Source organism: Pseudomonas sp. BLCC-B112, assembly GCF_028550695.1.
Lineage (GTDB): Bacteria > Pseudomonadota > Gammaproteobacteria > Pseudomonadales > Pseudomonadaceae > Aquipseudomonas > Aquipseudomonas danubii.
In genome coordinates this window covers 1-26,837 of record NZ_JAQQGK010000007.1, presented here as the reverse complement: position 1 = coordinate 26,837, position 26,837 = coordinate 1, and the positions used below count along the sequence as shown (strand labels likewise).

Sequence of the window (26,837 nt, the reverse complement as noted above, 5' to 3'; positions counted from 1 at the left end):
AATGACCGCATGATGGGCGGGGATTCTAGCATTTAGTCGAAGGATGGTGTAGGAAGCTGCCGCGACTTGTGCAGGCCTGCGCAAAGGTGCGATCTAGCAGGGCTGGCGTAGGTTTTTTTGGGGGAAATGCGAATTCTGGAAACCACAAGGGGAGCCGAAGCTCCCCCAGAATAGTTGTGCGTGCTCTATTTTTATTATTGGTTTCGGGCTTCTTGTTTTTGTTAAACGCCCTTGTCACTAAGGTTATCCAGAGTGACCCTCCCAATCGGGAGCCAAGAGCAAACGGATTGCTTTGATCGCTGAGTTGCAATGACCTTTCGATCCAACCAGTTCAGGCTCTGCCTTAGGGCAGTTTTTGTTGTTCTCGGCCTGGTTGTGGGGCATGCCCCAAATACAACGCCTCTCCAAAAGAATCAGTTAGCTGCGCCTCCGCCGTGTTGTTTTTATTATGCGTGAGTCGATTCGTCTTATTTTTATTGTCTTGTGCATTGCTTGTTATTGTTCTTGTACTAAACATATAGCAGTTGCCGTGCCAACTTTTGCGATCCCCAGTAAAACAAGGGGTTAGGCGTGCCAGGTGGTGTTTTTCAGGCCAAAAAAAACCGGGGCTTCGTTACCTTTAGCCCCGGCTTTTGTTACGTCCAATTACACAGGTAACAGTTTTTTTCACAAAGTCGAGCGTTACCCACACTCGGGTCAGCCTGGGTTCAGCTTTCGCTGGCTACCCCGCTTTTGCGCCGCGGGATGCCCAGGCGCTGGCGACGTTCCCAAAGGCATTTGCGGCTGACGCCCAGTTTGCGTGCCAATTCGGTCTCGGTCATGTGGTCCTGGTGTTCGAGGACAAAGTGCTGGAAGTAGTCTTCCAGGGACAGGTCCTCGGTGGGCTCGTGACTGGTGTTGCCCTGTTGCGCTGGCAGGCCGACGAAGTCATCGTCTTCGAGGTCGCTCAGCTCGATATCAATCCCCAGCAGGTCAGCGGAGATTTCCGGGCTTTCGCACAGGATTACCGCGCGCTCTACAGCGTTTTCCAGTTCACGCACGTTTCCTGGCCAGGAATAATGGCGAATAGCCTGTTCGGCGTCGGCGGCGAACTTCAGGTCCGAGCGGCCGATGCGTGCGCTCTGGCGGGCGAGGAAGGCATTGGCGATTTCAATGACGTCGGCGCCGCGCTCGCGCAAGGCGGGCAGTTTCAGGGCAATCACGTGCAGGCGGTAATACAGGTCCTCACGGAACTGGCCGATTTTCGAGAGGCTTTTCAAGTCGCGGTGAGTCGCTGCAATCAGGCGGACATCGACTTTTTGCGACTGCACGGACCCCACGCGACGGATCTCGCCTTCCTGCAGAACCCGCAGCAGGCGCGCCTGGGCCTCCAGTGGCAGCTCCCCGATTTCGTCGAGGAACAGTGTTCCGCCGTCCGCTGCTTCCACCAAGCCTGCACGCCCGGCGCTGGCGCCGGTGAACGCGCCTTTCTCATGGCCGAACAATTCGGACTCGATCAGGGTTTCCGGAATGGCTGCGCAGTTCACCGAGATCATGGGGGCCTTGGCCCGCTTGGAGAGGTTGTGCAGTGCCCGAGCCACCAGTTCCTTGCCGGTACCGGACTCGCCCTGGATCAGGACATTCGAATCTGTTGGCGCCACCTTGCGGATCTTGCTGTACATATCCTGCATGGGCGGGCAGGAACCGATGATGCCGATTTCGCCGTTGTTGTTGCTGGCGCCGGCCTTGTCCGAAACGCTCCCCGTCTTGGTGGCTGGACGATCTGCCGGTGCGTTCTCGGCGCTTTGTCGGTCGCGGAGAATCCGGGCCACGGCCTGGAGCATTTCATCGTGGTCGAACGGTTTGGCGATGTAGTCCACCGCACCCATTTTCATTGAGTCCACAGCCGAGCGCAGGCTGGCGTAACTGGTCATGATCAGTACAGGAGTGCCCTGGCCGAGCTTGATCAGTTCGGTGCCGGGGGCGCCAGGCAAGCGCAGGTCGCTGACAATCAGGTCGAATGTGGGAATGCTGAAGCGTTCCTGGGCTTCCTGCACCGAGCCGGCTTCGCTGACCTGGTACTGGTTGCGTTCCAGCAGGCGGCGAAGGGCGGAGCGGATAATGGTTTCGTCTTCGACGATCAGAATATGCGGCATTGATTCAATTCTCTCGACGGTCTCAGTTCACAGCGGACGTCGCTTCGACATGACGCGGTAAGGTCACCCGAATACGGGTGCCGCGTTGGCTTTGTGGATCGGCCGGGCTGTCGATGGTGATTTGTCCATAATGCTCTTCAACGATGGAATAGACCAGTGCAAGGCCCAGTCCGGTACCTTCCCCAGGGTCCTTGGTGGTGAAAAACGGTTCGAACAATCGGTCCATGATGTTCTTGGGAATGCCGCTGCCTTCGTCTTCCACGATCAGATCGACCGTGTGTTCGAAAGCCTCGCTCTTGACGCGTACCGCGCTGCCGGGAGGAGAGGCGTCGCGGGCGTTGGACAGGAGGTTGATCAGTACCTGCGCCAGCCGCTGCGGATCACCATCGACCCAGTGGTCGGGATCGCACAGATTGAAGAACTGCACTTCGAAATTGCGCCGGTTCAAGGCCAGGAGACCAATGGCGTCCTGGGCAACTTCGGCCAGGCAGACGGCTTCGTCGTTGTGCTGATGGCTACCGGCGTGGGCAAAGCTCATCAGTGACTGGACGATGCGCGAAATGCGCTTGGTCTGTTCGAGGATCTGCTCACTGATTTCCGTCAGCTCACCGTCTTCCTCGCGCTCCTCCCGCAGATTCTGCGCCAGACAGGCGATGCCGGTGATCGGATTGCCGATCTCATGAGCCACCCCGGCAGCGAGGCGTCCGATACTGGCCAGGCGTTCGGAGTGCACCAGCTTGTCTTCCAGGGTCTGGGTTTCGGTCAGGTCTTCCACCAGTAACACCAGGCCGCTGTTACCCGGAGCCAACGGCTCGTCGATGGCCGCCTTGTGCAGGTTCAGCCAGCGAGTCTGGCCATCGAGGGCCAGATGCTGCTTGTGCAAGTGCTCGTCCGGCAAGTTGATAAAGCCCTGCAGCAGGTCTTTCCATGGATTGGTGATGGTGCTCAGGCGCGATCCCACCACATGCTGAGCGGGAATGCCGGTCAACTCCTCCATGGCCTTGTTCCACATGAGGATTTCCTGATCCTTGGCCAGGGAGCAGACGCCCATGGGCAGTTCCTGCAGGGTTTGTCGGTGGTAACGGCGCAGGGCATCGAGCTCGGCGGCCAGGCCGGTCAGGCGTGAGTGGTAGTCCTCAAGGCGGCTCTCGATGAAATGGATGTCTTCGGTGACATAGTTTTCTCCGCCGGCCTTGTAGGGCAAGAAGGTTTCCACCATGTCCTGGGCGACACTCGGTCCCATCAGGCCGGACAGGTTGGCCTCGATGCGGTCACGCAGACGCCGCAAGGCATAGGGGCGGCGTTCGTCAAAAGGCAGATACAGGTCGCGCAAGGCTTGCTCCACTTCCTTTTGCGCGGCCTTGGCTCCCAGCGGCTTGGCCAGTTGGGTGGCGAACTCCTGAGGTGAGGCGGCATGCAGTTCCCGGCGCTGCGGTCGGCGCACGTTGTCCACTGCGCAGGCTTCGGCGGCGCTGGTTTCCTCGGTACTGGCATTGGTGAACAGCGAAATCAGGGTGAACATCAGTACGTTGGCTGCCAGCGAGGCGATGGCTGCCATGTGCCAGCTCGTGTCGTCGAGGACGTAAATCATGTTCAGCAGCGGGATATAGAAACCCTGCAGGTTGCCGATCAGAGGCAGCAGCATGGTCACCAGCCAGACCAGGATCCCCGCCAGCAGCCCGGCAATGAAGCCCCGACGGTTGGCGGTCGGCCAGTACAACACCGAAAGCACGCCGGGAAGAAATTGCAGGGTAGCGACGAAGGCGACAATTCCCAGGTTGGCCAGGTCCTGTTCGGCTCCCAGCAGCAGGTAGAAGGCGTAGCCGGCCATGATGATGGCGACGATCAGGGCGCGACGGGTCCACTTCAGCCAGCGATAGATGTTGCCTTCTGCGGGGGGCTGGTAAAGCGGCAGCACCAGATGGTTCAGGGCCATCCCCGACAGGGCCAGCGTGGTGACGATGATCAGACCGCTGGCGGCCGAGAGTCCGCCGACATAGGCCAGTAGCGCCAGGGCCGGGCTGTTGGCGGCGATACCTATGCCCAGGGTGAAGTATTCCGGGTTGGTGGTGGCGCCGAGCTTGAGTCCGGCCCAGAGAATCAGCGGCACCGCCAGGCTCATCAGCAGCAGGAACAGCGGCAGCCCCCAGCTGGCGCTGACCAGGGCTCGGGGGTTGAGGTTTTCGGTAAAGGTCATGTGGTACATGTGCGGCATGACGATCGCCGAGGCGAAGAACACCAGCAGCAAGGTGCGCCACGGGCCCTCTTGCAGTGGGGTGTGCAGCGCGGCGAGGGCGGTCTGGTTCTGCAGCAGCCAGAGTTCCAGCTGTTGCGGACCATCGAAGACCCCGTACAGCGCATACAGGCCGACACCGCCGATGGCGATCAGCTTGATCACCGATTCGAAGGCAATGGCGAACACTAGGCCTTCATGTTTCTCCCGGGTAGCGATGTGCCGTGAACCGAAGAAAATCGTGAACAGGGTGATCAGCGCGCAGAAGCTCAGCGCTACTCGATGTTGCACCGGTTCATGGGTGAGGATGCCAATGGAATCGGCTACTGCCTGGATTTGTAGGGCCAGCAAGGGCAGGACTCCCACCAGCATGAAGATGGTGGTCAGGGCGCCGGCCCAGGTGCTGCGGAAACGGAAGGCGAAGAGGTCCGCCAGGGATGACAGTTGATAGGTGCGGGTGATCTTCAGGATCGGATAGAGCAGCACCGGCGCCAGCAGGAAGGCCCCGGACACCCCCAGGTAGCTGGAGAGGAACCCGTAGCCGTACTGATAGGCCAGGCCCACCGTGCCGTAGAAGGCCCAGGCGCTGGCATAGACCCCCAGCGACAGGGTGTAGGTCAGTGGGTGGCGAATGATCGAGCGCGGAATCATGCCGCGCTCACTGATCCAGGCCACCCCGAACAGCACCAGCAAGTAGGCGGCGCTGATCAGGATCATCTGGGTCAGGCTAAAGCTCATCGGCATCTTTTTGGCTCTGCAGGATGAAGGTCACGACGATCAGAATCAGCCAGAGCAGATACGGGCGATACCAGGCGCCAGTAGCATCGATCCACCAATCCATGATGGCGGGGGAGAACAGATAGATCCCCACTACCAGGAGCAGGACCAAGCGATAGATGTACATCTCGGCCTCTCTTTATTGTGTGCGTGCCCGAAAACGTGCGGCGATGGTAACGGATGGGCGCCAAGCTGCAAGGGGCGTCAGCTCAATTGGGCTTCCGGCACGCTCAGTGTGCGTGGAATCAAGCGTGCATCCCAGTGCGCAGTACCCCAGCGCATGATCTCTGCCACGCTGGCATCGGCCAGTTCGCTTGGCGCTGTCTGCCCCAGGGCCCGCAGCGCTCGCAATAGCAAGGGCGGCGCCTGATCTTCGCTCAGTGGTGGCGAGCGGTAGGACTTGCCCAGTTTGTGGCCGTCCGGCTGAGTGATCAGCGGCACATGCAGGTAGCGCGGCTGAGGCAGCCCCAGCAATTCCTGCAAGTACAACTGACGCGGTGTGGAGTCCAACAGGTCAGAACCACGGACGATGTCGGTGATGCCTTGCCACGCGTCATCCAGCACTACGGCCAGTTGATAAGCATAGAGGCCATCCCGGCGCTGGATCACGAAGTCCCCCACGTCCCGGCCCAGGTGCTGGCGGTACTCGCCCTGGACCCGGTCGGTGAAGCGGTACTCCAGCTCCGGCACGCGCAGGCGGATCGCTGCATGCTCTCGGGCATGGCCGAGGTTGCGGCACAGGCCCGGGTAGATGCCGTGGTAGGGCTCCAGCTGTTTGCGTGAACAGGTACAGGCATAGGCCAGGCCCTGGTTGAACAAGCGGTTGAGCACCTCGGCATAGGCAGTGTGGCGTTCGCTCTGACGGACCATGTCACCGTCCCATTCGAAACCGTAGCATTCCAGGGCCTTGAGGATCGCTGCCTGGGCGCCGGGCTCTTCCCGGGGCGGATCGAGGTCTTCCATGCGCACCAGCCAGCGGCCGCCGACAGCTCGGGCATCCAGATAGGAGGCAAGGGCTGCAACCAGCGAGCCGAAATGCAGGTAGCCGCTGGGGGTGGGGGCGAAGCGTCCGATGTATGAAGGAGATGTGGAGGCAGTCATGGGCAGGATGCTATCGGGGCTGGCCCCGGAGTGATGACAGGAACGGGGGGATTGCTTTCGCGAGTGAGCTCGCTTCTACAGCGCAAGGCGGAAACGAAAACGGAGCGTGTATACGCTCCGTTTCAGGTTCAGGCCGGCGATTACTTGCCGACTTGTTTTTCCTTGATTTCCGCCAGGGTCTTGCAATCAACGCACATATCGGCAGTTGGGCGGGCTTCCAGCCGGCGGATGCCGATCTCGACACCACAGGATTCACACCAGCCGTATTCTTCGTCTTCGATCAGTTGCAGGGTCTTGTCGATCTTCTTGATCAACTTGCGCTCACGATCACGGGCGCGCAGTTCAAGGCTGAACTCTTCTTCCTGGCTGGCACGGTCGGCCGGGTCAGGGAAGTTGGCCGCTTCATCTTTCATGTGATCAACAGTGCGGTCGACTTCCTGCATCAAGTCCTGTTTCCACTTGTTCAGGATCTTGGTGAAGTGCTCACGCATGGGCTTGCCCATGTACTCTTCGCCCGCAGTTTCAACATAAGGTTCAAAACCGCTGATCGATTGAATCTGTTGCTTTGCTTGGGTGGGCATGAATGGACCGCCTCTACTCTTGTAATCCATTGCGCAGGATTGCTCCATCTCCGACACTTGCCGGCCCTGCGGCTGCAAGCGGGCGAACTTACCAGATCAAACCAGAGCGCGCTACTCCCGGTTGTCGAGCCTGCGTCCAGTCGCAGTCCGTAGACACGGGAAAACTCTGGCATGGCTTGCAGATCGGTCCGCTCAATCGTTGATTTTAGTCAAATCTGCGGTTTCTGTTTGCACCAGTTGGCGCAAGGCAACAGACCGCATGGATGGGGTTGGGTTCTCCCGAGCTTCACTGGATGGGTAGAATCGGACTTTTGCTCCCCCTCGAATAAAGGAAGGCTAATGGCTCTGCCCTACAGTGCGCGCAGTCGCGCTATCGAACCTTTCCATGTCATGGCCCTGCTGGCCCGCGCCAATGAGTTGCAGGCCGCCGGACATGATGTGATTCACCTGGAGATCGGCGAGCCGGACTTCACCACCGCCGAACCGATCATCAAGGCCGGGCAGGCGGCCTTGAGCGCCGGCAAGACTCGTTACACCGCGGCGCGAGGTATCCCGGAGCTGCGTGGGGCAATCTCCGGTTTCTACCAGCAGCGTTATGGCCTGGATATCGACCCCGAGCGGATCATGATCACTCCCGGAGGTTCTGGTGCGTTGCTGCTGACCAGCAGCCTGCTGGTGGACCCGGGCAAGCACTGGCTGCTGGCTGACCCGGGCTATCCGTGCAACCGGCATTTTCTGCGTCTGGTGGAAGGCGCTGCGCAGTTGGTGCCGGTAGGGCCGGATGTGCGTTATCAACTGACTCCTGACTTGGTGGAGCGTTACTGGGATCAGGACAGCGTCGGCGCCCTGGTTGCTTCCCCGGCGAACCCTACCGGGACTGTGCTCAGTCGTGATGAACTGGCGGGCCTGTCCGCTGCGATCAAGGCTCGCAACGGACATCTGGTGGTGGACGAGATCTACCACGGCCTGACCTATGGCACTGATGCCGCCAGCGTGCTGGAAGTGGATGACAGCGCTTTCGTCCTGAATAGTTTTTCCAAGTATTTCGGCATGACCGGCTGGCGCCTGGGGTGGCTGGTGGCACCGCCTGCGGCTGTGGGTGAGCTGGAGAAACTGGCGCAGAACCTCTACATCAGTGCGCCGAGCATGGCCCAGTACGCTGCTCTGGCCTGTTTCGAGCCGCAAACCATCAGCATGCTTGAGGAGCGTCGTGCCGAATTCGGGCGCCGCCGGGATTTCCTGCTCCCGGCCTTGCGCGAGTTGGGCTTTGGTATCGCCGTGGAGCCTGAAGGAGCCTTCTATCTGTACGCCGATATCAGCGCTTTTGGTGGTGATGCCTTTGCTTTCTGCCGGCACTTCCTGGAGACCGAGCACTTGGCCTTCACTCCCGGCCTGGACTTCGGTCGTCACCAGGCGGGACACCATGTGCGTTTCGCCTACACCCAGAGCCTGGAGCGCCTCCAGGAAGCGGTGCAGCGTATCTCCCGTGGCCTGCAGAGCTGGCAAGGCTGATGCGCTTCAATCCTCCCTTGGAAGAAGGGCGTCTGCTGCGTCGCTACAAGCGTTTCCTGGCAGACATCGAAACCGCTGCAGGCGAACAGATGACGATTCACTGTCCCAATACCGGTTCGATGTTCAATTGCATGGTTGAAGGCGGGCAGGTGTGGTTCAGCCGTTCCAACGACCCCAAGCGCAAGCTGCCGGGCACCTGGGAAATCAGTGAAACGCCTCAAGGTCGTCTGGCCTGCGTCAATACCGGGCGGGCCAACAGCTTGGTTGAAGAGGCGTTGAGGGCAGGGCTGATCAATGAATTGAACGGCTTCACCGGGTTGAAGCGTGAGGTGCCTTATGGGCAGGAGAACAGTCGCATCGATTTTCGCCTGGATTACCCGGGCGGTCCGGCCTATGTCGAGGTCAAGAGTGTCACTCTGGGGTTCGATGGTTGCGCAGTAGCGGCGTTCCCCGATGCGGTGACCCAGCGCGGCGCCAAGCACTTGCGTGAACTGGCAAGCCTGGCTCGGGAGGGGGTACGTGCGGTTCAGCTGTATTGCGTCAATCTCTCGGGTATAGAAGCAGTGCGTCCGGCAGAGGAGATTGATCCGGGGTATGCCGTAGCCCTGAGGGAGGCGGTAGCGGCCGGTGTCGAGGTGCTGGCTTATGGCGTTCGCCTGACTGCACAGGAAGTCTCTATCGATCGGCGCCTAGAGGTGCTGTTTTAGGGTTAAAGATCGACCCAGATGCCCTGACTGTCTTCCCTGCAGTCGATAGCCCTCAGGAACTGCCCGGCGCATGGCCCTGCCACACATTCGCCACTCTCGATCAGAAACAGTGCGCCATGGGTGGCGCACTGGATCAGGCTGGCGCTGGGATCGAGGAACTGATCAGGTTGCCATTCCAGAGGCACTCCTCGGTGCGGGCACTGATTGGCATACACGTAGGCCTGCCCCTCGCGGCGCACGGCAAAGAGCTTCAAGCCCGCAAGCTGGAAACCCCGGCTACCGGCCTCGGGAAGGTCACTCCCGGCGCAAAGAAATTTCATGTCTATCCTCTTGGTCCGAAGGCTCTGCGCTAAGGCTGTCACAGTTTTTCCGTGGCGGCAGGATGAAACATGTCGACGCTTGACTGCTAAATGAAAACAATTATCAAATGGCCGCCTCGCCCGACACGGGGTGCTTGCTCATTTCGATGCCTGCTCTGCCTGGCATGTCACATGGACAGCTGCTTCGCGGGCCCCACGTCTATAAAGGAAATGTACTTATGCGCCTGAGTGCCAGCGCCATTGCGTTCTGTGCCGGAATGCTGGTGAGCCAGTGGGCCACCGCCGATGAGTTGCCGCAGCGTTGGGTCAGTGCGGGTGGGGCCTTGTCTGAGTGGGTAACCGCTCTGGGCGCGGAGTCGAATCTGGTGGGGGTCGACACCACCAGCCAGCATCCGTCATCACTCAAGGCGCTGCCCAGCATTGGCTATCAACGGCAGCTATCGGCGGAAGGAATCCTGAGCCTGCGGCCGCAGATTCTGGTGGGTACGGAGGAAATGGGCCCGCCGCCGGTGCTGTCGCAGATTCGTAGCGCCGGGGTCAGGGTCGAGCTGTTTTCCGCCCAGGCCGATCTTCCTACCTTGCAGCACACTTTGCGGCATCTGGGGCAACTACTGGGCCGCGAGGCGCAAGCCGCAGAGCTGTTTCAGGACTATCAAAAGCAGCTTGAACAGCAACACGCCTGGGTCAGTGAGGCACAGAAGACCCAGGCGGCGCCGGGAGTATTGCTGCTGCTGGGGCATGCTGGCGGTAAACCGCTAATTGCCGGCAAGGACACTGCGGCGGACTGGCTCCTGCAGCAGGCCGGTGGGCACAACTTGGCGACCCATACCGGCTACAAGCCGTTTTCGGTGGAGTCCTTGGCCGGCTTGAGTCCGCAAGTCCTGGTGTTTTCCGATCGCAGTCTGAGCGGCGACGCGGCCCGTGCTGCGCTGTTCAAGGAAAACCCGGTGCTGGCGTCTACTGCGGCGGTCAAGGCTGGGCGGGTGGTCGAACTGGATCCGACCTTGCTGGTGGGGGGCTTGGGGCCTCGGTTGCCGGATAGCCTGAAGCGCCTGGCGGCAGTGTTCTACCCCCAGGCCAAGTCGGCCCAATGAGTCGTCTGGTCAAACCTAGAACGCTGTTTCTCGGGTTGGGAGTCCTGTGCCTCCTGGCTATTTGGCTGTCACTGGCCTTGGGGCCGGTCAGCCTGCCCCTGTTCGATACCTTGCGCGCCGCCCTGCGCTTGCTTGGAATACCGATCAATGGGCAGGGGCTGGAGCAGGCGGAGCTGATCCTCGGGCAGATCCGCCTGCCGCGGACCTTGCTTGGCCTTGCGGTGGGTGGTGTGCTGGCGCTGTCCGGTGTGGCCATGCAGGGACTGTTTCGCAATCCCCTGGCGGATCCGGGGCTGGTGGGGGTGTCCAGTGGAGCAGCGTTGGGCGCGGCGATCGCCATTGTTGGCGGCTCGATGTTCGGCGGTGTACCGGAAGCCATTGGCCCTTACCTGCTTTCACTCTGTGCCTTTCTGGGTGGCCTGGGAGTGACAGCGCTGGTCTATCGTCTTGGCCGGCGCAATGGCCAGACTCATGTAGCAACCATGTTGCTGGCGGGAATAGCCTTGACGGCTCTGGCCAGCTCGGCTGTGGGCTTGTTCACCTACCTGGCGGATGATGCCACCTTGCGAACCTTGACCTTCTGGAACCTGGGCAGCCTGAACGGTGCCAGTTACCAACGGTTGTGGCCGCTGCTGCTGGTGACGGCTGCGGTAGCTCTGTGGTTGCCTCGTCGGGCTACGGCATTGAATGCGCTGCTACTGGGCGAGTCCGAGGCCAAGCATTTGGGGATCGATGTCGAAGGACTCAAGCGCGAGCTGGTGTTCTGTACTGCCCTGGGCGTGGGAGCTGCCGTGGCTGCAGCGGGGATGATAGGTTTTGTCGGACTGGTGGTGCCCCATCTGGTGCGCCTGCTGTCGGGGCCGGATCATCGCACCTTGCTTCCGGCATCGATCCTGGCGGGGGCCAGCTTGTTGCTGTTGGCTGACCTGGTGGCGCGCCTGGCGCTGGCACCAGCCGAATTGCCCATCGGTATCGTCACCGCTTTTATCGGCGCGCCGTTCTTTTTGTACCTGTTGTTGCGAGGGCGCGCCTGATGCTGCGAGTCGAGAATCTGCATGTCCGCCGTGGTGGTAAAGATGTTCTGTCCGGCGTGGACCTGCAATTGTTGCCGGGCCAGGTATTGGGGGTGCTTGGACCCAATGGCGCCGGTAAAAGCAGCCTGCTCGGAGCCATGAGTGGAGAGTTGGCGGCCCACCAGGGCCGAGTGTCGCTGGATGGGCAAGAGTTGGCGCAGTGGCAGGGTACATTGCGGGCGCAACGTCTGGCGGTGTTGCCTCAGGCGTCGAGTCTGGACTTCGCTTTTCGGGTCGAGGAAGTGGTGGGGCTTGGGCGCTTGCCCCATCAGAGTGGTCGCGTGCGTGACGCGCAGATAGTCAGTGCTGCGCTGGAGGCGGCCGATGTGATGCATCTGTCGGGGCGCAGCTACCTGGCGTTGTCGGGTGGAGAGCGGCAGCGGGTGCATCTGGCGCGGGTCCTGGCGCAATTGTGGCCAGGACAGAGTGGACACAACCTGTTGCTGGATGAGCCCACATCTGCCCTCGATCCGTTGCATCAACACATCACCTTGCAGGCCGTCCGGGAGTTTGCCGATCGCGGCGCGGCGGTGCTGATTATCCTCCATGACCTGAATCTGGCGGCGCGCTACTGTGATCGGGTATTGCTGCTTGAAGGCGGACGCCCACATTCGTTGGGGACGCCAGCCGAGGTGCTGCGTTCCGAGCCGTTGCAAGCGGTGTTCGGCCTGGAGGTTCTGGTGCAGCAGCACCCTGAACGCGGGCATCCGTTGATCATTGCCCGTTGATCTGACACACGGAGAGACCTGATGCGTGCACTCTCGCTACTGCTGGCCCTGTTGCTGGCGGCCTGTCACAGCATGCCGGAAACGCTGCCGCCGCCGGTTGCGCAGGAGCCAGGCAACATTATTGATCTGCACAATGGTGAGGCGCTGAGCCCTGGCGAGCTGGTTGAACGCCTGGCACAGGCGCCCAGGCTGATAGTCGGTGAGCAGCATGACAACGCCGATCATCACGCGTTGCAGCTCTGGCTCTTGCGCTCTATGTCCGCGGAGCGGCAACAGGGCAGTCTGTTGTTGGAAATGCTCAATCCGGATCAGCAATCAAAAGTCGATCAGGTCAAGCGGTCCCTGGATGGGCGGCGCTTGCCTGATGGACTACCCGCTACGCTGGCCTGGCAACCGGGTTGGGACTGGAGTCTCTACGGTCCGCTGGTGGGTTATGCGTTGAAGCAGCCCTATCCATTGCTGGCAGCCAATCTGGATACTCAGGACGTGCGCAGGATTTATGCACAGGCGCCTGTTCTGTCAGGGGCGCGGAGCAATGCCCGCCCGGTGACTCAGCTCTTGTCCGCGCAAATTCGCGAGTCCCACTGCGGCCTACTGCCCGAAAGCCAGGTGCCGTCCATGCTGGCGGTGCAGCAACAGCGGGATCGGCGCATGGCCGAGCGGCTGCTTGCAGCACCGACTCCAGCCTTGCTGTTTGCCGGATCTTTTCATGGGCGCCGGGATCTTGGGGTGCCCTTGCATATGGCTGATCTGGATCAGGGGCAGGAAGTTGTGGTGCTGATTCTGGCGGAGCAGGGAAGTGAGGTTTCCCCGGCATCGGCCGATTACGTCTGGTACACGCCACCCCAGCCACCCAAGGATTACTGTGCGCAATTGAAACCTTGAATGGCTCACTTTTTCACGGGCAAAAAAAGACCCGGCAAGAGCCGGGTCAAATAACCGTGATTAGCCTGATGAGGAGATAATCTGAGAGTCCGAACCACTGGTCTTCCAGGTTATCGACTGATCTCGCGACCAGTTGTGATAATCATAACGATTCTCATTTCGAAGTCAACAAGGCTTTTTCAGTTTTCGCATATTTCGCTAAACGCTTGTTTGGATCCTCTGCTCGTTCAATCTTGGCTCGGGCTGTTCAAGGCCATGAGACGGGTCACTTCCTTGTTCAGCAGGTCGATGCGCCTTGCCATGCTCTCGATCAGGCTGTGGGCGATGCGTGGATTGCTCTGGGTCAGGCTGAGGAACTGCTCCTTGGGAATCAGCATGATCGTGCTCGGCTCGCTGGCGATCACACTGGCGCTGCGTTTCTCTCCGGTGAAGACCGCCATGGCGCCAAAAATCTCATCCTTGGGTACATCGCCAACTTTGTGGCCATCGACAAATGCTTGGGCGTGCCCTTCGAGAATCACGAACACATGATCCGCCTCATCCCCCTGAGCAATCAGCACTTCGCCGGAAGCTACCCGTTTGAAGCCGTTGCTGCTGCGTAATTCCGGAGGTTTCAAGCGTGCTACTGCATCAGAGAGTAGGGCGGTCTGGCCAATCAGGTATTGCAGCAACAGTTCCGAGCGCTGTTCGTCGGCGTAGATATGCCGGAACACGTCGGTCCGCAAATAGGGGGTCAATATCAGTGGTGTGTCGCTGCTCAAGTGCCACTGTGGTTGCTCGATACCTCGACGCAACCCCACCAGATCGCCTTCATGCAGGTAAAAAAGTGGTCTTTCGTCAACGCTGGCCTGGATCACGCCGCTGTCGAGGAGGAACAGTTGGTGACCGGGCAGTGCGCTGGACAGGTCTGCTACAGCTTCAAATTCCAGGGCTGAACCGCTGGGTGAAAGTCCCGCCAGTAGTTGCGTCGGGATACTTTGCAGACGATTGATCAAGGCATCGGCGTAGGCCGGTTGCTCCCCCATCAGGTACATAAGGTTCTGCCAGTCAGTTTTTGTGGCGAGAGGAAATGGCGTCCAGCTGTTTGTTCAACGCCTCTTTGCGTTCAGCAGGAAGGTCGTTCCAGTGCATGTCCATCAAGGCTCCTTCAATGGCGTATAGCAGGACTTTAGAGGCGCGAAAGCCGCGGGTGCGCACCGCCCGATAGGCGTCTACCGCGCCCAGGCGGCGCAAGTCCGAAGCACTATGGATGCCCACTGCATGCAGCCATTGTGCGGAGGTCTTGCCAAGGTTCTTCAAATGTTGCAGTTCATCATTCATTAAGCCTCCTGGCGATGGCCGAATGGTGAGTGGGCAGCCTCAAAGGAGTGTAGCGCTCAGTAGAAAACGCGCTGTTCTTTGGTCGGGTTTGGCGCAAATGCTTCTAAGGAGGGGGTATCAGGGCGAGGCAGCGAGGGCGCTCGGGCCTTGCAGGGTAAGGGAGCAATGGGGATGTCACGGGTCCGGCGCGCAGTTGGGCGCCGGACAGAGCAGTGCAGGGGCTTTCAGCGGGTGTTGTAACGCAGGCGGGTACCGAAGTTGACTGACATGAGGATTTCGTCGGCAGTCAGTTCTACCGGGAAGTAGGCGCCAGAGATTTGCGCATGGGCCAGGCTGGCGCCTTCCATGGTGGCATTGCGCAGGTCCAGGCCACGCAGATCGGCGGAACGGAAGTAGGCGTCAGTAAAGTCGATGCCCTGAGCGTTCAACTGTCGCAGGTCGAGGCCGCGGAAGTCACCGCCACGCATGTCGATGGGTTGATCCTTTGGACGTTCGCGGTTGAAACCGACGATGTCGTCTTTATGCAGCAGGGCGTAAAGCGGAGTATCCAGAAGTTTCGGTTGGCTCATGGCGACGTCACCAGTGTTGGATTTATGACGCCAGTATAGTGCCACTATTTTTCAGCCGTGAAGTCTTTGCACTTCACGGCTGAAATTACTGCTTACAGGCCTGGGAGGCGCTGACGAATGTTGGCAACCAGAGCATCCAGGCTACCGCTTTCATTGGTTTCGATACGCTTGCTGCGTAGCAGCTCTTCGTCGGTCAGGGCCTCACGCGTGGCTTGCTGGGTGGCGATCACTTCCAGAGTGGCATCGGAAGGATCGTTCTGATCGGCTTGACGTTGAGCCAACCAGCTGGCGACCACGGCCTCGGGTGCGTTGCAGTCGATGATCAGGCAAGGGGTGCCGGTGGCTTCGGCCACCTTGGCTGCGGCATCCCGCTGCGCGCGCTTGAGGTAGGTAGCGTCGATCACGACTGGGAAACCAGCGCGCAGAATAGTTTCGGCAATTTCATGCAGGCGGGTGTAGGTGGCGCTGCTGGCTTCGCTGCTGTAGATACCGGCGTGAGGGTCGTTCGGCACTTGTTGCTCGCCGAACAGACGCTTGCGTTCCACATCGGAGCGCAGGCGAACGGCGCCCAGTGCCTCCACCAGACGCATGGCTACGCGGCTTTTGCCAACGGCCGAGACGCCCGAGGTGATCGCCAGGAAGCGTGATGGAATGGTGCTGTAGCTTTCCGCCAGGTTGGCGTAGTTGCGGTATTGGCGCAGGGTGGTGGCGCGCTGTACCGGAGTGGCATCGGCCGGCATGCTGAACAGGCTGACTTTGGCGCGTACCAGAGCACGGTAGGCTTTGTAGAAGTTCAGCAGTTCCAGGCCCTGATAGTCACCGGTCAGTTCCAGGTACTGGCTGATGAAACGCCGCGCCAGGCTTTTCAGGCCGCGATCTTCCAGGTCCATGGCGAGGAAACCGGTGTCGGCATAGACGTCAGTGAAACGGAAGGGTTCGTTGAATTCGATGCAGTCGAAAATCACCACCTTGCCGTCGATAAGGGTGGCGTTGCCCAGGTGGATATCACCGTGGCACTCACGGATAAAGCCTTCGCTCTTGCGTTGGGCCAGCAGTGGCTTGAGGCGTTCGAAACTAGCCTCGGCCCAGGCCTCCAGGGCTTCGAGCTGCTGCAGGTCGGCCTTATCGCTGAGGAACGGACGGATCTGCTCGAAGTTCTGGCGTACTGGCGCCATTACGCTTTCCGGTGTACCGGCTTCGTGGGCGGCCGGGACCTTGGGGGCGCTGAGGTGGAACTCGGCGATCTGCTTGGCCAGCTCGTCGATGTGCGCGGTGGTCAGTTCGCTATTGGCTTGCAAGGTGCTGAGCAATTGGCTCTGTGGGAACTGGCGCATTTTCAGCGCGTATTCGATGACCGGGCCGTTGCCGCCCAGCTCTGGTGCTTCGGCGCTACCGGTGATCGGCAGGACTTCCAGGTACAGGTCCTGGGTCAGGCGCTGGTTCAGGCGCAGCTCTTCACCGCAGAAATGCTCCCGGGCATCCAGGCTGGTGAAATCGAGGAACCCGAAATTCACCGGCTTCTTCACTTTATAAGCAAAGGGACCGGTGAGCAGTACCCAGGAGATGTGGGTTTCGATGACCTGAAACCCTTCAACGGGATGAGGATACAAAGCGGGGTTTTGCAGGGCGGCGATCAGTGACTGGCTCACAGGCGATCCTTCAGAGTCGGGGAAAATCGAGGGCGTCATTATGGCCGTTGGGAGGGGTAACGCAAACCTCGGGTGGCGCATGTTGAGGATGAATAAAGTGCGTATAATCCGCCGCCATGACTCGTACCCGATCCCCTCGTTCCGCTAAAAAAACTCCCTCTGGTGGCCTGCGCCCCTGGCTGGGCTGGGCGCTCAAGCTCAGCTTGGTCGGTTTGGTAGTGCTCGCCGGCTTTGCGGTTTACCTCGATGCTGTGGTCCAGGAAAAATTCTCCGGCAAGCGCTGGACTATCCCGGCCAAGGTCTATGCCCGTCCGCTGGAGCTGTTCGTCGGACAAAAGCTCAGCAAGGAGGACTTCCTGACGGAGCTCGATGCCCTGGGCTATCGTCGCGAAAGTGTCGCCAACGGTCCTGGTGCTGCTGCGGTCAGCGGCAACACTGTCGATCTGAATACCCGTGGCTTCCAGTTCTATGAAGGATTGGAGCAGGCGCAGCCGGTTCGCGTGCGTTTCTCCGGTGACTATGTGGCGGAGCTGTCCGGCAGTAAGGGCGCCAAGCTTGCGGTCGTGCGGCTGGAGCCGCTGCTGATCGGTGGCCTGTACCCGAAAAACCTGGAGGACCGGATCCTGATCAAGATCGATCAGGTTCCCCCCTACCTGCTGGAAACCCTGGTGGCGGTGGAAGACCGTGACTTCTATTCGCACTTCGGGGTGTCACCGAAGTCGATTGCCCGGGCGATCTGGGTCAACACTTCGTCGGGCCAGATGCGCCAGGGTGGCAGCACCCTGACCCAGCAGTTGGTGAAGAACTTCTTCCTGACCAATGAACGCAGCCTGTCGCGAAAGCTCAATGAAGCCATGATGGCGCTGCTGCTGGAGCTGCATTACGACAAGCGCGAGATTCTCGAGGCCTATCTCAACGAGGTTTTTGTCGGCCAGGATGGTCAGCGAGCGGTGCACGGTTTCGGTTTGGCCAGCCAGTTCTTCTTCAGCCAGCCGCTGTCCGAACTCAAATTGCATCAGGTAGCGCTGCTGGTGGGGATGGTCAAAGGTCCTTCCTATTACAATCCGCGGCGTTATCCGGAGCGTGCTCTGGAACGGCGCAACCTGGTGCTCGACCTGCTTGAGCAACAGGGTGTGGCCACTGCCGAGCAGGTTGAAGCTGCGAAAAAAATGCCATTGGGCGTGACCAAGCGCGGCAGCCTGGCTGACAGCTCGTTCCCAGGCTTCCTCGACCTGGTTAAGCGCCAGTTGCGAGAAGATTATCGCGACGAAGACTTGACTGAAGAAGGGCTGCGAATCTTCACCAGTTTCGATCCCATCCTGCAGATGAAGGCTGAGGCTTCGGTCAACGATACCTTCAAACGCCTGGCTGGACGCAAGGGCTCGGAAGACGTTGAAGCGGCCATGGTGGTGACCAATCCGGAAACCGGTGAAGTCCAGGCCATGATTGGCAGTCGTCAAGCCAGCTTCGCCGGTTTCAATCGGGCATTGGACGCAGTGCGTCCAATCGGCTCGCTGATCAAGCCTGCGGTCTACCTGACGGCTCTGGAAAAGCCCAGCCAGTACACCCTGACCAGTTGGCTTTCCGATGAGGCTTTCTCGGTGAAGGGGGCTGACGGCCAGGTGTGGAAGCCGCAGAACTACGACCGTCGTTCCCATGGCACCGTTTTCCTGTACCAGGGCCTGGCCCATTCCTACAACTTGTCCACCGCGCGACTTGGCTTGGAAGTGGGCGTACCCAACGTCCTGAAAACCCTGGGGCGCCTGGGCGTTACCCGGGAGTTCCCGGCGTTCCCCTCGATGCTGCTGGGAGCCGGTGGCATGAGCCCGATCGAAGTGGCGACCATGTACCAGACCCTGGCCAATGGCGGTTTCAATACGCCAATGCGCGGGATTCGCAGCGTATTGACGGCCGAAGGCGAACCGCTCAAGCGTTATCCGTTCCAGATTCAGCAGCGATTCGATGCTGGGTCTATCTACCTGATCCAGAGTGCGATGCAGCGTGTGATGCGCGAAGGCACGGGTAGCTCGGTTTACAACGTATTGCCCAAGACCCTGGCGCTTGCGGGCAAGACCGGCACCAGTAACGACTCCCGTGACAGCTGGTTCGCGGGCTTCAGCCAGGACCTGCTGGCGGTGGTCTGGCTGGGCCGTGACGATAATGGCAAGACGCCGTTTACCGGCGCCACGGGTGCCTTGCAGGTGTGGACCAGTTTCATGCGCAAGGCCGATCCGCTGCCGCTGGATATGCCGCAGCCGGACAACGTGGTTCAAGCCTGGGTCGATTCGCGTACCGGACAGGGCTCCGATGCCAACTGTCCGGGGGCTGTACAGATGCCGTATATTCGCGGCAGCGAACCGCCTCCCGGCGCCTCCTGCGGTGGTGAAACCCCGGCAGGTAGCGATGTGATGGATTGGGTCAAGGGCTGGATGAACTAAGCGATGAGGGTTTGACGTGAACAAGTGGTGGGTTCCAGCTATTACAGCTCTGGCGTTGCTCAACGGTTGCGCCAGTGTGCAGCGCGGCTCCATTCCCGTCGTGGACTCCGGCACGGCCGTGTCCAACAGTGAGCGGATTTCTGCCTCCGGAGGCTTTCGCCAGACGACGATCAAGCGTCCGGCGCAAGCTCAAGCACAGGCGATTCCGGAGGACTCCGGGGTGGTGGTGATGGTTCCAGGTGGTGGCGCAACGGCTTCGGCGCCGATCAGCAGCTCGCCGATTACTCCGGGGCCTATTACCTCCGGGCCTATTACCCCGGGTCCGGTGGACGGCTCCGGCTACCAGCCGGCACCGATCAACCAGGGTACCTACAGCATGCCTTCCACGCCCAGTGGCATCCCTTCGGCACGTGCCGGTGGCCTGTCTGCTGATGAGCAACTGGACGGTCCGGTGCTAGCGTTGCTAACCACTGCGCAACAGCAGCAGTCCAGTGGTGACCTGAACGGTGCTTCTTCCAGCCTCGAGCGGGCGCAGCGTGTTGCTCCACGTGAGCCGCAGGTGCTGTACCGCCTGGCTCAGGTGCGCATGGCCCAGGGCGATGCGCCGCAAGCCGAACAGTTTGCTCGTCGCGGTCTGAGTTTCGCCAATGGTCGTCCCGATCTTCAGGCGAGTTTGTGGGAGCTGATCGCCCAGGCACGGGAGAAACAGGGGGATGCAGCTGGTGCCGCCCAGGCACGGCAGAAAGCCCGAGTCTCGCTGTGATGGATGTGCGCTTTCCCAAGATCGCCGAGCAGTTGCTGCTGATCGAGCGTGAGTTGCGCGTGCAGGGGCTGTGGGACGAGATAGCACCCAGTGCCGAGGCTCTGGCCAGTACTCAGCCTTTTGCCGTGGATACGCTGGATTTCGAGCAGTGGCTGCAGTGGATCTTTCTGCCGCGCATGAAGGTGATCCTGGAGCAGGATCTGCCGCTGCCCAATGCCTCCGGTATCCAGGAGATGGCCGAAATGGTGTTCTCCACCCGGCCGATGCAGGGGCGCGATCTGCAGTTGCGAATGTTGCTCAAAGAGTTCGATCAACTCATCGCGGCCACCCGCTGAATCCGAGACTGCCGGGTGTGCCTGGCAGTCGCCTTCGGATGCCAGGCACCGTCCTCCTCACCTCTTCCTAGCGCTCTTCTTGCCGTTCTGCCGGCAGCCTTGACCAGTCCCTGTCTATAGGCCGATGACCAAAGTCAAGGTGCGCATTTCTGAGTTGCTTGTCGAATATTGCGCAATCGAAGTGCAGGCAGTGGTTGTTTTCGGGTTTTTTCTTGCGTTCTCATGCGCTTAGTTCGAATTAACTACATAGACGACTTGACTTGAAGGGGACGAAACAGAAGAATCCAAAGTCCGCTGTAGAGGGACTGCCAGAAGCAGACCCACTCAGCAGATCATGAGGCGCACATCCGCGCCGAAGTGCTACACCCGCAACGCGTTACCTCGCGCTGGGTGGGAAAACCCCGCAACACTTTGGGGCGCTCCCAATACTTGCTCAGTCAGTGCTGACGTAGTCGGCGACCACCGTCGCTCATGCTCTGCTGAGAAGTAAACCTATTAAGACCCGCTCCCTTTTGAGGGCGGTATTCTGGCGTTTTAGAGGTGAACAACGTGGAGCTTTTATCTGGCGGTGAGATGCTCGTCCGCTTTTTGCGTGACGAAGGCGTCAAATATATCTACGGGTACCCAGGTGGTGCTCTCCTTCATGTTTACGATGCCCTGTTCAAAGAGCCGGAAGTGACTCACATCCTGGTTCGTCACGAACAAGCGGCGACCCATATGGCTGACGGCTATGCCCGTGCCACCGGTAAAGCCGGTGTGGTACTGGTGACTTCCGGCCCGGGCGCGACCAATGCCATTACCGGTATTGCCACCGCCTATATGGACTCGATTCCAATGGTGATTATTTCCGGTCAGGTGCCTAGCACCATGGTCGGTACCGATGCGTTCCAGGAAACCGACATGATCGGTATCTCCCGGCCGATCGTGAAGCACAGCTTCATGATCAAGCACGCTTCGGAAATCCCGGAAGTCATGAAGAAAGCCTTCTACCTGGCGCAGTCCGGTCGTCCCGGTCCGGTAGTGGTCGATATCCCGAAGGACATGACCAACCCGGCTGAAAAGTTCGAATACGTTTTCCCCAAGAAAGCCAAGCTGCGCTCCTACAGCCCAGCTGTCCGTGGTCATTCCGGGCAAATCCGCAAGGCGGCAGAGATGCTCCTGGCGGCCAAGCGACCTGTGCTTTATGCAGGCGGCGGCGTGATCCTTGGTGGCGGCTCCGCACCGCTCACCGAACTGGCCAAGATGCTCAATCTGCCAGTGACCAATACCTTGATGGGCTTGGGCGCCTATCCGGGTACTGACCGACAGTTCGTCGGCATGCTCGGCATGCACGGCAGCTACACGGCCAACCTGACCATGCACCACGCTGACGTGATTCTTGCAGTAGGCGCGCGCTTCGATGACCGGGTTATCAACGGTGCACCGAAGTTCTGCCCGAACGCCAAGATCATTCATGTGGACATCGACCCTGCCTCCATCTCCAAGACCATCAAGGCTGACGTGCCTATCGTGGGGCCTGTGGAAAGTGTCCTGACCGAAATGGTCGCGGCGCTCAAGGAAATCGGCGAGACCCCGAACAAGGACACGGTCGCCAGCTGGTGGAAGCAGATCGACGAGTGGCGTGGTGATCGCGGCCTGTTCCCTTACGACAAGGGCGACGGCAGCATCATCAAGCCGCAAACGGTGATCGAGACTCTGTGCGAAGTGACCAAGGGCGATGCCTTTGTCACCTCCGACGTGGGCCAGCACCAGATGTTCGCGGCGCAGTATTACAAGTTCAACAAGCCCAATCGCTGGATCAACTCCGGCGGCCTGGGCACCATGGGCTTCGGTTTCCCGGCAGCCATGGGCGTCAAGTTGAGCTTTCCGGATAATGATGTCGCCTGCGTCACCGGCGAGGGCAGTATCCAGATGAATATCCAGGAGCTGTCCACCTGCCTGCAGTACGGTCTGCCGGTCAAGATCGTTAACCTGAACAACGGTGTGCTGGGCATGGTTCGCCAATGGCAGGACATGAGCTACGGCAGCCGTCACTCGCACTCCTACATGGAGTCGCTGCCTGACTTCGTCAAGCTGGTTGAGGCCTATGGGCACGTGGGCATGCGTATCACGGATCTGAAGGATCTGAAGCCGAAGATGGAAGAAGCGTTCGCCATGAAGGATCGCCTGGTGTTCCTCGATATCCAGGTCGATACCAGCGAGCACGTCTATCCGATGCAGATCAAAGACGGCTCTATGCGCGATATGTGGCTGAGCAAGACGGAGCGTACTTAATCATGCGGCACATCATTTCCTTGCTTTTGGAAAACGAACCGGGCGCTTTGTCTCGCGTAGTTGGTCTGTTCTCTCAGCGTAACTACAACATTGAAAGCTTGACCGTGGCACCGACCGAAGACCCGACCCTGTCGCGTCTGACCCTCACCACGGTTGGTCATGATGAGATCATCGAGCAGATCACCAAGAACCTGAACAAGTTGATCGAGGTGGTGAAGCTGGTGGACCTTTCGGAAAGTGCTCACATCGAGCGCGAACTGATGTTGGTCAAGATCAAGGCCACTGGTGCACAGCGCGCCGAGGTCAAGCGCACTACCGATATTTACCGTGGGCAGATCGTTGATGTCAGCGCCAGCGTGTATACCGTTCAATTGACCGGTACCAGCGACAAGCTCGACAGTTTCATTCAATCGATCGGCACCGCGTCGATTCTGGAAACCGTACGCAGTGGTGTCACCGGGATTGCCCGTGGCGACAAAGTACTGAGCATCTAACTCAAATTAGCGAATGGCCGGAACGGCCTGATATAGGGGAAATTCATGAAAGTTTTCTACGATAAAGACTGCGACCTGTCGATCATCCAGGGCAAGAAAGTTGCCATTATCGGTTACGGTTCCCAGGGCCACGCTCAAGCTTGCAACCTGAAAGACTCCGGTGTTGACGTGACTGTAGGCCTGCGCAAAGGCTCGGCCACTGTTGCCAAGGCTGAGGCTCATGGCCTGAAAGTGACCGACGTTGCTGCAGCCGTTGCCGGCGCCGACCTGGTCATGATCCTGACCCCGGACGAGTTCCAGTCCCAGCTGTACAAGAACGAAATCGAGCCGAACATCAAGAAGGGCGCCACCCTGGCCTTCTCCCACGGCTTCGCGATCCACTACAATCAGGTTGTTCCACGTGCTGACCTCGACGTGATCATGATCGCGCCGAAGGCTCCAGGCCACACCGTGCGTTCCGAGTTCGTCAAGGGCGGCGGTATTCCTGACCTGATCGCTATCTATCAGGACGCTTCCGGCAATGCCAAGAACGTAGCCTTGTCTTATGCAGCTGGCGTAGGCGGTGGTCGTACCGGCATCATCGAAACCACCTTCAAGGACGAGACTGAAACCGACCTGTTCGGCGAGCAGGCTGTTCTGTGTGGCGGTACCGTTGAGCTGGTCAAAGCCGGTTTCGAAACCCTGGTTGAAGCTGGCTACGCGCCGGAAATGGCCTACTTCGAATGCTTGCACGAACTGAAGTTGATCGTTGACCTCATGTACGAAGGCGGTATCGCCAACATGAACTACTCGATCTCCAACAACGCCGAATACGGCGAATACGTGACTGGTCCAGAAGTTATCAACGCCGAATCTCGCCAGGCCATGCGCAACGCTCTGAAGCGCATCCAGGACGGTGAGTACGCGAAGATGTTCATCAGCGAGGGTGCTACCGGTTACCCATCGATGACCGCCAAGCGTCGTAACAACGCTGCTCACGGTATCGAAATCATCGGTGAGCAACTTCGTTCGATGATGCCGTGGATCGGTGCCAACAAAATCGTCGACAAAGCCAAGAACTAAGTTCGAGTCTTGTCAGAGAAAACGCGGCCTAGGCCGCGTTTTTTCGTTTGGACGGGTAGGTTCTGGTATAAAGCTGGATCCTTTGTGGCCGAATCACGGTCCTGGGGTATCTGTCGAAACTTTTCACACCGTTGCAAGGTATTTGTCCATGAGCGAACGTCCCGAAGAGCCAAACCAGGCCTCTGACGCCGAAAGCCTGCTACCGATCGATGAGCATGTCGAAGAAGGGCATGACGCTGAAGGCCGTAAAGTCCGGCATCGTGGTATCTATCTTCTGCCGAATCTGTTCACCACTGCGAACCTGTTCGCGGGGTTCTATTCCATTATCAGTTCCATGAGTGCCCAGAGTGCGCTGAGTGCCGGGGACACGGCGGGGGCGAGCAAGTACTTTGCCTTTGCCGCTATTGCGATCTTTGTCGCTATGGTCCTTGACGGTTTGGATGGGCGTGTAGCTCGTATGACCAATACCCAAAGTGCTTTCGGCGCCGAGTACGATTCACTGTCGGATATGGTTGCATTTGGCGTAGCGCCGGCATTGCTTGCCTTCGGTTGGGCTCTTGGCGATATGGGTAAGGTCGGCTGGATGGTCGCCTTTATCTATGTGGCGGGTGCTGCACTGCGCCTGGCACGTTTCAACACTCAGGTGGGAACTGCTGATAAGCGTTACTTCATTGGCCTGGCCAGCCCTGCGGCGGCGGGTGTGGTGGCGGGTATTGTCTGGGCTTTCAGTGACTACGGTATCCAGGGTTCGAAGATGTCGTTTCTGGTGGCGCTGATGGTGGCGGCGGCAGGCATGTTGATGGTCAGCAATATCAAGTACAACAGCTTCAAGGACCTGGATCTGAAAGGGCGGGTACCCTTTGTAGCGATTCTGGCAGTAGTGCTGGTGTTTGCCGTGGTGTTCAGCGATCCGCCACGTATTCTGCTGCTGGTGTTCTTGGCTTATGCAGCTTCGGGCCCTATCCAGTACCTGTTGCACCTGCGTCGCCGCAAAAGCGCCGAGTGATGTAATTTCCTCCATACTCCGCAGTCTATTGGTACATCTGTCCTCCAATACTGCGGAGTTGCCATGTTGTTCAAATTTCCCAAAGCGTCCGACTGCCTTGAGTCGGATGTCACGCCTGAATCTCTTTATCTCTCTCGACGCAGCTTGCTGGGTGGTGCGGTTGCAGGCATGGCTTTTGCCGGTTTGCCGCGTTGGGCAGTTGCGCAGGATATGGCGCGTTACGCCGACGTAGAGGCTGGCCGTGCGCCTGCGTGGTTCTCTGACAAGCTGACCAACACCCGGTGGCAAGCCGTAACAGTCAAGGGGGAGGCGATCACGCCTTTCAAGGATGCGACCCACTACAACAACTTCTATGAGTTCGGTACGGATAAGGGGGATCCGGCGGCCAACGCGGGTGCGCTCAAGACCGAACCATGGAGTGTGGTGGTTGATGGTGAGGTCGCCAAGCCTGGACGCTATACCCTCGAAGATTTCATGAAGCCCTACTCGCTGGAGGAGCGTATTTATCGACTTCGCTGTGTAGAAGCCTGGTCGATGGTGATTCCCTGGATAGGCTTTCCAATCTCAGCGTTGCTCAAGCAGGTGGAGCCAACCAGTAAAGCCAAGTTCATTCGTTTTGAAACACTGCAGGACCCTAAGAGCATGCCGGGTCAGCGTTCCGGTTTTGCCTTGATCGACTGGCCCTATGTCGAAGGCTTGCGTCTTGATGAGGCGATGCATCCATTGGCAATTCTTGCGGTAGGGATGTATGGGCGTGAGCTGCCTAACCAGAATGGTGCGCCTCTGCGACTGGTGGTGCCTTGGAAGTATGGCTTCAAGAGTGTGAAGTCGATTGTGCGTATCAGCCTGGTCAGTGAGCAGCCGAAGACTACATGGCAGAGCATTGCGGCCAACGAGTATGGTTTCTACGCAAATGTGAACCCGGCTGTTGATCATCCTCGGTGGACTCAGGCACGGGAGCGTCGTCTGCCGAGTGGGCTGTTCAGTCCTAACGTAAGAGAAACGCAGATGTTCAATGGCTACTCGGACGAGGTTGCTTCTCTATATAGCGGCATGGATCTTCGGAAAAATTACTGATGCGTTATTCGCTCTGGCGTGTCGTCGTCTTTATTGCTGCGGCTGTCTGGCCCCTGTATTGGCTGTATGAGGCCTGGGCTTCGGTGTTGGGGCCAGACCCCGGCAAGGTTTTGGTTGATCGTCTGGGCTTGGGTACTTTGGTGTTGCTGTTGATCACCTTAAGTATGACGCCGTTGCAGCGTCTTACTGGGTGGGCGGGTTGGATGGCGGTGCGCAGGCAGTTAGGGTTGTGGTGTTTCGCCTATGTCGTGTTGCACCTGTGTGCCTATGGCGTATTCATTCTCGGTTTGGATTGGTCGCAGTTGGGTGTAGAGCTGCGCAAGCGGCCATATATCTTTGTCGGTAGTCTGGGGTTCGTCTTTCTATTGCTGTTGGCGGTCACGTCCAATCGTTACAGTCAGCGCCGACTGGGCGCACGCTGGAAAAAGCTGCATCGGTTGGTGTATTTCATTCTCGGGCTTGGATTGCTGCATATGCTCTGGATTGTCCGGGCCGATCTGAAGGAGTGGGCGGTGTATGCATCTATAGGTGCGTTATTACTGTTGTTGCGCGTACCGTCAGTCATGCGCCGGATTCCTCGGGTTCTTGCTAAAAAAGCATCTTCTGCAACAAAAGCGTAATTAACCCTTGACGGCAGATTCTACAGGTCTATAATTCGCCCCACTTCCGGCGCAGTCGAAACGGAAAACTCCTTGAGATTCAAC

Annotated in this window: 25 protein-coding genes; 15 read left to right on the top strand and 10 right to left on the bottom strand. The window is 59.1% G+C overall.

Annotation, left to right across the window (positions count from 1 at the left end):
• Window positions 1-707 precede the first annotated feature (707 nt).
• The 5 genes from PQT43_RS19325 to dksA form a co-directional block, all read right to left on the bottom strand.
• Window positions 708-2,135, bottom strand: coding sequence for a sigma-54-dependent transcriptional regulator (locus PQT43_RS19325; protein WP_267268926.1), 1,428 nt, complete (start codon window positions 2,133-2,135; stop codon window positions 708-710).
• A gap of 22 nt (window positions 2,136-2,157) precedes the next feature.
• Window positions 2,158-5,112: a sensor histidine kinase gene (locus PQT43_RS19320; RefSeq protein ID WP_162884092.1), complete on the bottom strand. Its 2,955-nt coding sequence runs from the start codon at window positions 5,110-5,112 to the stop codon at window positions 2,158-2,160.
• Entirely contained in the window at window positions 5,096-5,272 is a 177-nt protein-coding gene (locus tag PQT43_RS19315) for a hypothetical protein (protein ID WP_003176118.1), read from the bottom strand. The genes PQT43_RS19320 and PQT43_RS19315 overlap by 17 nt, the downstream gene beginning before the upstream one ends.
• A gap of 77 nt (window positions 5,273-5,349) precedes the next feature.
• Window positions 5,350-6,246: a tRNA glutamyl-Q(34) synthetase GluQRS gene (gene gluQRS / locus PQT43_RS19310; RefSeq protein ID WP_102882224.1), complete on the bottom strand. Its 897-nt coding sequence runs from the start codon at window positions 6,244-6,246 to the stop codon at window positions 5,350-5,352.
• A 140-nt stretch (window positions 6,247-6,386) separates the two neighbouring features.
• A complete protein-coding gene (gene dksA / locus PQT43_RS19305) occupies window positions 6,387-6,827 on the bottom strand; it encodes an RNA polymerase-binding protein DksA (RefSeq protein WP_011063504.1) in 441 nt (146 codons plus the stop codon).
• A 339-nt stretch (window positions 6,828-7,166) separates the two neighbouring features.
• Here dksA and PQT43_RS19300 point away from each other — a divergent pair, with 339 nt between their 5' ends.
• The gene (locus PQT43_RS19300) at window positions 7,167-8,339 is read left to right on the top strand and encodes a pyridoxal phosphate-dependent aminotransferase (RefSeq protein ID WP_102865492.1); all 1,173 of its coding nucleotides are present in this window, start codon (window positions 7,167-7,169) and stop codon (window positions 8,337-8,339) included.
• Entirely contained in the window at window positions 8,339-9,046 is a 708-nt protein-coding gene (sfsA, locus tag PQT43_RS19295; protein WP_102882223.1) for a DNA/RNA nuclease SfsA, read from the top strand. The genes PQT43_RS19300 and sfsA overlap by 1 nt, the downstream gene beginning before the upstream one ends.
• 2 nt (window positions 9,047-9,048) lie before the next feature.
• On the opposite strand, the gene PQT43_RS19290 is transcribed toward sfsA, so the two are convergent.
• A complete protein-coding gene (locus PQT43_RS19290) occupies window positions 9,049-9,366 on the bottom strand; it encodes a Rieske (2Fe-2S) protein (protein WP_102865494.1) in 318 nt (105 codons plus the stop codon).
• Window positions 9,367-9,584: 218 nt separating this feature from the next.
• Between PQT43_RS19290 and PQT43_RS19285 the strand changes: the two genes are divergently transcribed.
• From PQT43_RS19285 to PQT43_RS19270, 4 genes are read left to right on the top strand one after another with little or no spacing between them, the layout of a single operon-like run.
• Window positions 9,585-10,460 (top strand): heme/hemin ABC transporter substrate-binding protein, encoded by an 876-nt coding sequence (locus PQT43_RS19285; protein WP_267268925.1) that lies wholly within the window; start codon window positions 9,585-9,587, stop codon window positions 10,458-10,460.
• Window positions 10,457-11,494 carry a FecCD family ABC transporter permease gene (locus PQT43_RS19280; RefSeq protein WP_267268924.1) on the top strand — a complete coding sequence of 346 codons (1,038 nt, stop codon included), beginning with the start codon at window positions 10,457-10,459 and terminating at the stop codon, window positions 11,492-11,494. Before PQT43_RS19285 ends, PQT43_RS19280 begins: the two co-directional genes overlap by 4 nt.
• Window positions 11,494-12,261 carry a heme ABC transporter ATP-binding protein gene (locus PQT43_RS19275; protein ID WP_102865497.1) on the top strand — a complete coding sequence of 256 codons (768 nt, stop codon included), beginning with the start codon at window positions 11,494-11,496 and terminating at the stop codon, window positions 12,259-12,261. Before PQT43_RS19280 ends, PQT43_RS19275 begins: the two co-directional genes overlap by 1 nt.
• Window positions 12,262-12,282: 21 nt before the next feature.
• Window positions 12,283-13,146 (top strand): ChaN family lipoprotein, encoded by an 864-nt coding sequence (locus PQT43_RS19270; protein ID WP_267268923.1) that lies wholly within the window; start codon window positions 12,283-12,285, stop codon window positions 13,144-13,146.
• Between the two features lie 227 nt (window positions 13,147-13,373).
• Here the strand turns inward: PQT43_RS19270 and PQT43_RS19265 are convergent, their stop codons facing one another.
• From PQT43_RS19265 to PQT43_RS19250, 4 genes are all read right to left on the bottom strand, one after another.
• The gene (locus PQT43_RS19265; protein WP_102882220.1) at window positions 13,374-14,180 is read right to left on the bottom strand and encodes a Crp/Fnr family transcriptional regulator; all 807 of its coding nucleotides are present in this window, start codon (window positions 14,178-14,180) and stop codon (window positions 13,374-13,376) included.
• A gap of 13 nt (window positions 14,181-14,193) precedes the next feature.
• A complete protein-coding gene (locus PQT43_RS19260) occupies window positions 14,194-14,466 on the bottom strand; it encodes a TfoX/Sxy family protein (RefSeq protein WP_011063495.1) in 273 nt (90 codons plus the stop codon).
• 224 nt (window positions 14,467-14,690) lie between these two features.
• Window positions 14,691-15,035, bottom strand: coding sequence for a pentapeptide repeat-containing protein (locus tag PQT43_RS19255; protein ID WP_102882219.1), 345 nt, complete (start codon window positions 15,033-15,035; stop codon window positions 14,691-14,693).
• A 92-nt stretch (window positions 15,036-15,127) separates the two neighbouring features.
• Window positions 15,128-16,684, bottom strand: coding sequence for a bifunctional aminoglycoside phosphotransferase/ATP-binding protein (locus PQT43_RS19250; protein WP_110597060.1), 1,557 nt, complete (start codon window positions 16,682-16,684; stop codon window positions 15,128-15,130).
• Window positions 16,685-16,800: 116 nt separating this feature from the next.
• On the opposite strand from PQT43_RS19250, the gene mrcB reads away from it, so the two are divergent.
• The 9 genes from mrcB to msrQ all read left to right on the top strand — a co-directional run bounded on the left by mrcB (window position 16,801) and on the right by msrQ (window position 26,753).
• Window positions 16,801-19,122 (top strand): penicillin-binding protein 1B, encoded by a 2,322-nt coding sequence (gene mrcB, locus PQT43_RS19245; protein ID WP_110652101.1) that lies wholly within the window; start codon window positions 16,801-16,803, stop codon window positions 19,120-19,122.
• 16 nt (window positions 19,123-19,138) lie between these two features.
• The gene (locus PQT43_RS19240; protein WP_253085035.1) at window positions 19,139-19,885 is read left to right on the top strand and encodes a tetratricopeptide repeat protein; all 747 of its coding nucleotides are present in this window, start codon (window positions 19,139-19,141) and stop codon (window positions 19,883-19,885) included.
• Window positions 19,885-20,220, top strand: a complete 336-nt coding sequence (locus tag PQT43_RS19235; protein ID WP_102882215.1) for a YqcC family protein — start codon at window positions 19,885-19,887, stop codon at window positions 20,218-20,220. Before PQT43_RS19240 ends, PQT43_RS19235 begins: the two co-directional genes overlap by 1 nt.
• 549 nt (window positions 20,221-20,769) lie before the next feature.
• Window positions 20,770-22,494 (top strand): acetolactate synthase 3 large subunit, encoded by a 1,725-nt coding sequence (locus tag PQT43_RS19230; protein ID WP_042940970.1) that lies wholly within the window; start codon window positions 20,770-20,772, stop codon window positions 22,492-22,494.
• Between the two features lie 2 nt (window positions 22,495-22,496).
• Complete coding sequence (gene ilvN / locus PQT43_RS19225; protein ID WP_016964842.1) at window positions 22,497-22,988, top strand: acetolactate synthase small subunit; 492 nt, start codon at window positions 22,497-22,499, stop codon at window positions 22,986-22,988.
• A 45-nt stretch (window positions 22,989-23,033) separates the two neighbouring features.
• Entirely contained in the window at window positions 23,034-24,050 is a 1,017-nt protein-coding gene (gene ilvC / locus PQT43_RS19220) for a ketol-acid reductoisomerase (protein ID WP_007959661.1), read from the top strand.
• 148 nt (window positions 24,051-24,198) lie between these two features.
• A complete protein-coding gene (gene pssA / locus PQT43_RS19215) occupies window positions 24,199-25,056 on the top strand; it encodes a CDP-diacylglycerol--serine O-phosphatidyltransferase (protein ID WP_102865505.1) in 858 nt (285 codons plus the stop codon).
• A 63-nt stretch (window positions 25,057-25,119) separates the two neighbouring features.
• Window positions 25,120-26,133: a protein-methionine-sulfoxide reductase catalytic subunit MsrP gene (msrP, locus tag PQT43_RS19210; protein WP_272754444.1), complete on the top strand. Its 1,014-nt coding sequence runs from the start codon at window positions 25,120-25,122 to the stop codon at window positions 26,131-26,133.
• Complete coding sequence (gene msrQ / locus PQT43_RS19205) at window positions 26,133-26,753, top strand: protein-methionine-sulfoxide reductase heme-binding subunit MsrQ (protein ID WP_110597056.1); 621 nt, start codon at window positions 26,133-26,135, stop codon at window positions 26,751-26,753. The genes msrP and msrQ overlap by 1 nt, the downstream gene beginning before the upstream one ends.
• The last annotated feature ends 84 nt before the right edge of the window (window positions 26,754-26,837 follow it).

What these genes read in the sequence shown, in the direction of transcription:
- PQT43_RS19325 (WP_267268926.1), bottom strand. Translation starts at nt 2,135, where the DNA reads ATGCCGCATATTCTGATCGTCGAAGACGAAACCATTATCCGCTCCGCC.
- PQT43_RS19320 (WP_162884092.1), bottom strand. Translation starts at nt 5,112, where the DNA reads ATGCCGATGAGCTTTAGCCTGACCCAGATGATCCTGATCAGCGCCGCC.
- PQT43_RS19315 (WP_003176118.1), bottom strand. Translation starts at nt 5,272, where the DNA reads ATGTACATCTATCGCTTGGTCCTGCTCCTGGTAGTGGGGATCTATCTG.
- gluQRS (WP_102882224.1), bottom strand. Translation starts at nt 6,246, where the DNA reads ATGACTGCCTCCACATCTCCTTCATACATCGGACGCTTCGCCCCCACC.
- dksA (WP_011063504.1), bottom strand. Translation starts at nt 6,827, where the DNA reads ATGCCCACCCAAGCAAAGCAACAGATTCAATCGATCAGCGGTTTTGAA.
- PQT43_RS19300 (WP_102865492.1), top strand. Translation starts at nt 7,167, where the DNA reads ATGGCTCTGCCCTACAGTGCGCGCAGTCGCGCTATCGAACCTTTCCAT.
- sfsA (WP_102882223.1), top strand. Translation starts at nt 8,339, where the DNA reads ATGCGCTTCAATCCTCCCTTGGAAGAAGGGCGTCTGCTGCGTCGCTAC.
- PQT43_RS19290 (WP_102865494.1), bottom strand. Translation starts at nt 9,366, where the DNA reads ATGAAATTTCTTTGCGCCGGGAGTGACCTTCCCGAGGCCGGTAGCCGG.
- PQT43_RS19285 (WP_267268925.1), top strand. Translation starts at nt 9,585, where the DNA reads ATGCGCCTGAGTGCCAGCGCCATTGCGTTCTGTGCCGGAATGCTGGTG.
- PQT43_RS19280 (WP_267268924.1), top strand. Translation starts at nt 10,457, where the DNA reads ATGAGTCGTCTGGTCAAACCTAGAACGCTGTTTCTCGGGTTGGGAGTC.
- PQT43_RS19275 (WP_102865497.1), top strand. Translation starts at nt 11,494, where the DNA reads ATGCTGCGAGTCGAGAATCTGCATGTCCGCCGTGGTGGTAAAGATGTT.
- PQT43_RS19270 (WP_267268923.1), top strand. Translation starts at nt 12,283, where the DNA reads ATGCGTGCACTCTCGCTACTGCTGGCCCTGTTGCTGGCGGCCTGTCAC.
- PQT43_RS19265 (WP_102882220.1), bottom strand. Translation starts at nt 14,180, where the DNA reads ATGTACCTGATGGGGGAGCAACCGGCCTACGCCGATGCCTTGATCAAT.
- PQT43_RS19260 (WP_011063495.1), bottom strand. Translation starts at nt 14,466, where the DNA reads ATGAATGATGAACTGCAACATTTGAAGAACCTTGGCAAGACCTCCGCA.
- PQT43_RS19255 (WP_102882219.1), bottom strand. Translation starts at nt 15,035, where the DNA reads ATGAGCCAACCGAAACTTCTGGATACTCCGCTTTACGCCCTGCTGCAT.
- mrcB (WP_110652101.1), top strand. Translation starts at nt 16,801, where the DNA reads ATGACTCGTACCCGATCCCCTCGTTCCGCTAAAAAAACTCCCTCTGGT.
- PQT43_RS19235 (WP_102882215.1), top strand. Translation starts at nt 19,885, where the DNA reads ATGGATGTGCGCTTTCCCAAGATCGCCGAGCAGTTGCTGCTGATCGAG.
- ilvN (WP_016964842.1), top strand. Translation starts at nt 22,497, where the DNA reads ATGCGGCACATCATTTCCTTGCTTTTGGAAAACGAACCGGGCGCTTTG.
- ilvC (WP_007959661.1), top strand. Translation starts at nt 23,034, where the DNA reads ATGAAAGTTTTCTACGATAAAGACTGCGACCTGTCGATCATCCAGGGC.
- pssA (WP_102865505.1), top strand. Translation starts at nt 24,199, where the DNA reads ATGAGCGAACGTCCCGAAGAGCCAAACCAGGCCTCTGACGCCGAAAGC.
- msrP (WP_272754444.1), top strand. Translation starts at nt 25,120, where the DNA reads ATGTTGTTCAAATTTCCCAAAGCGTCCGACTGCCTTGAGTCGGATGTC.
- msrQ (WP_110597056.1), top strand. Translation starts at nt 26,133, where the DNA reads ATGCGTTATTCGCTCTGGCGTGTCGTCGTCTTTATTGCTGCGGCTGTC.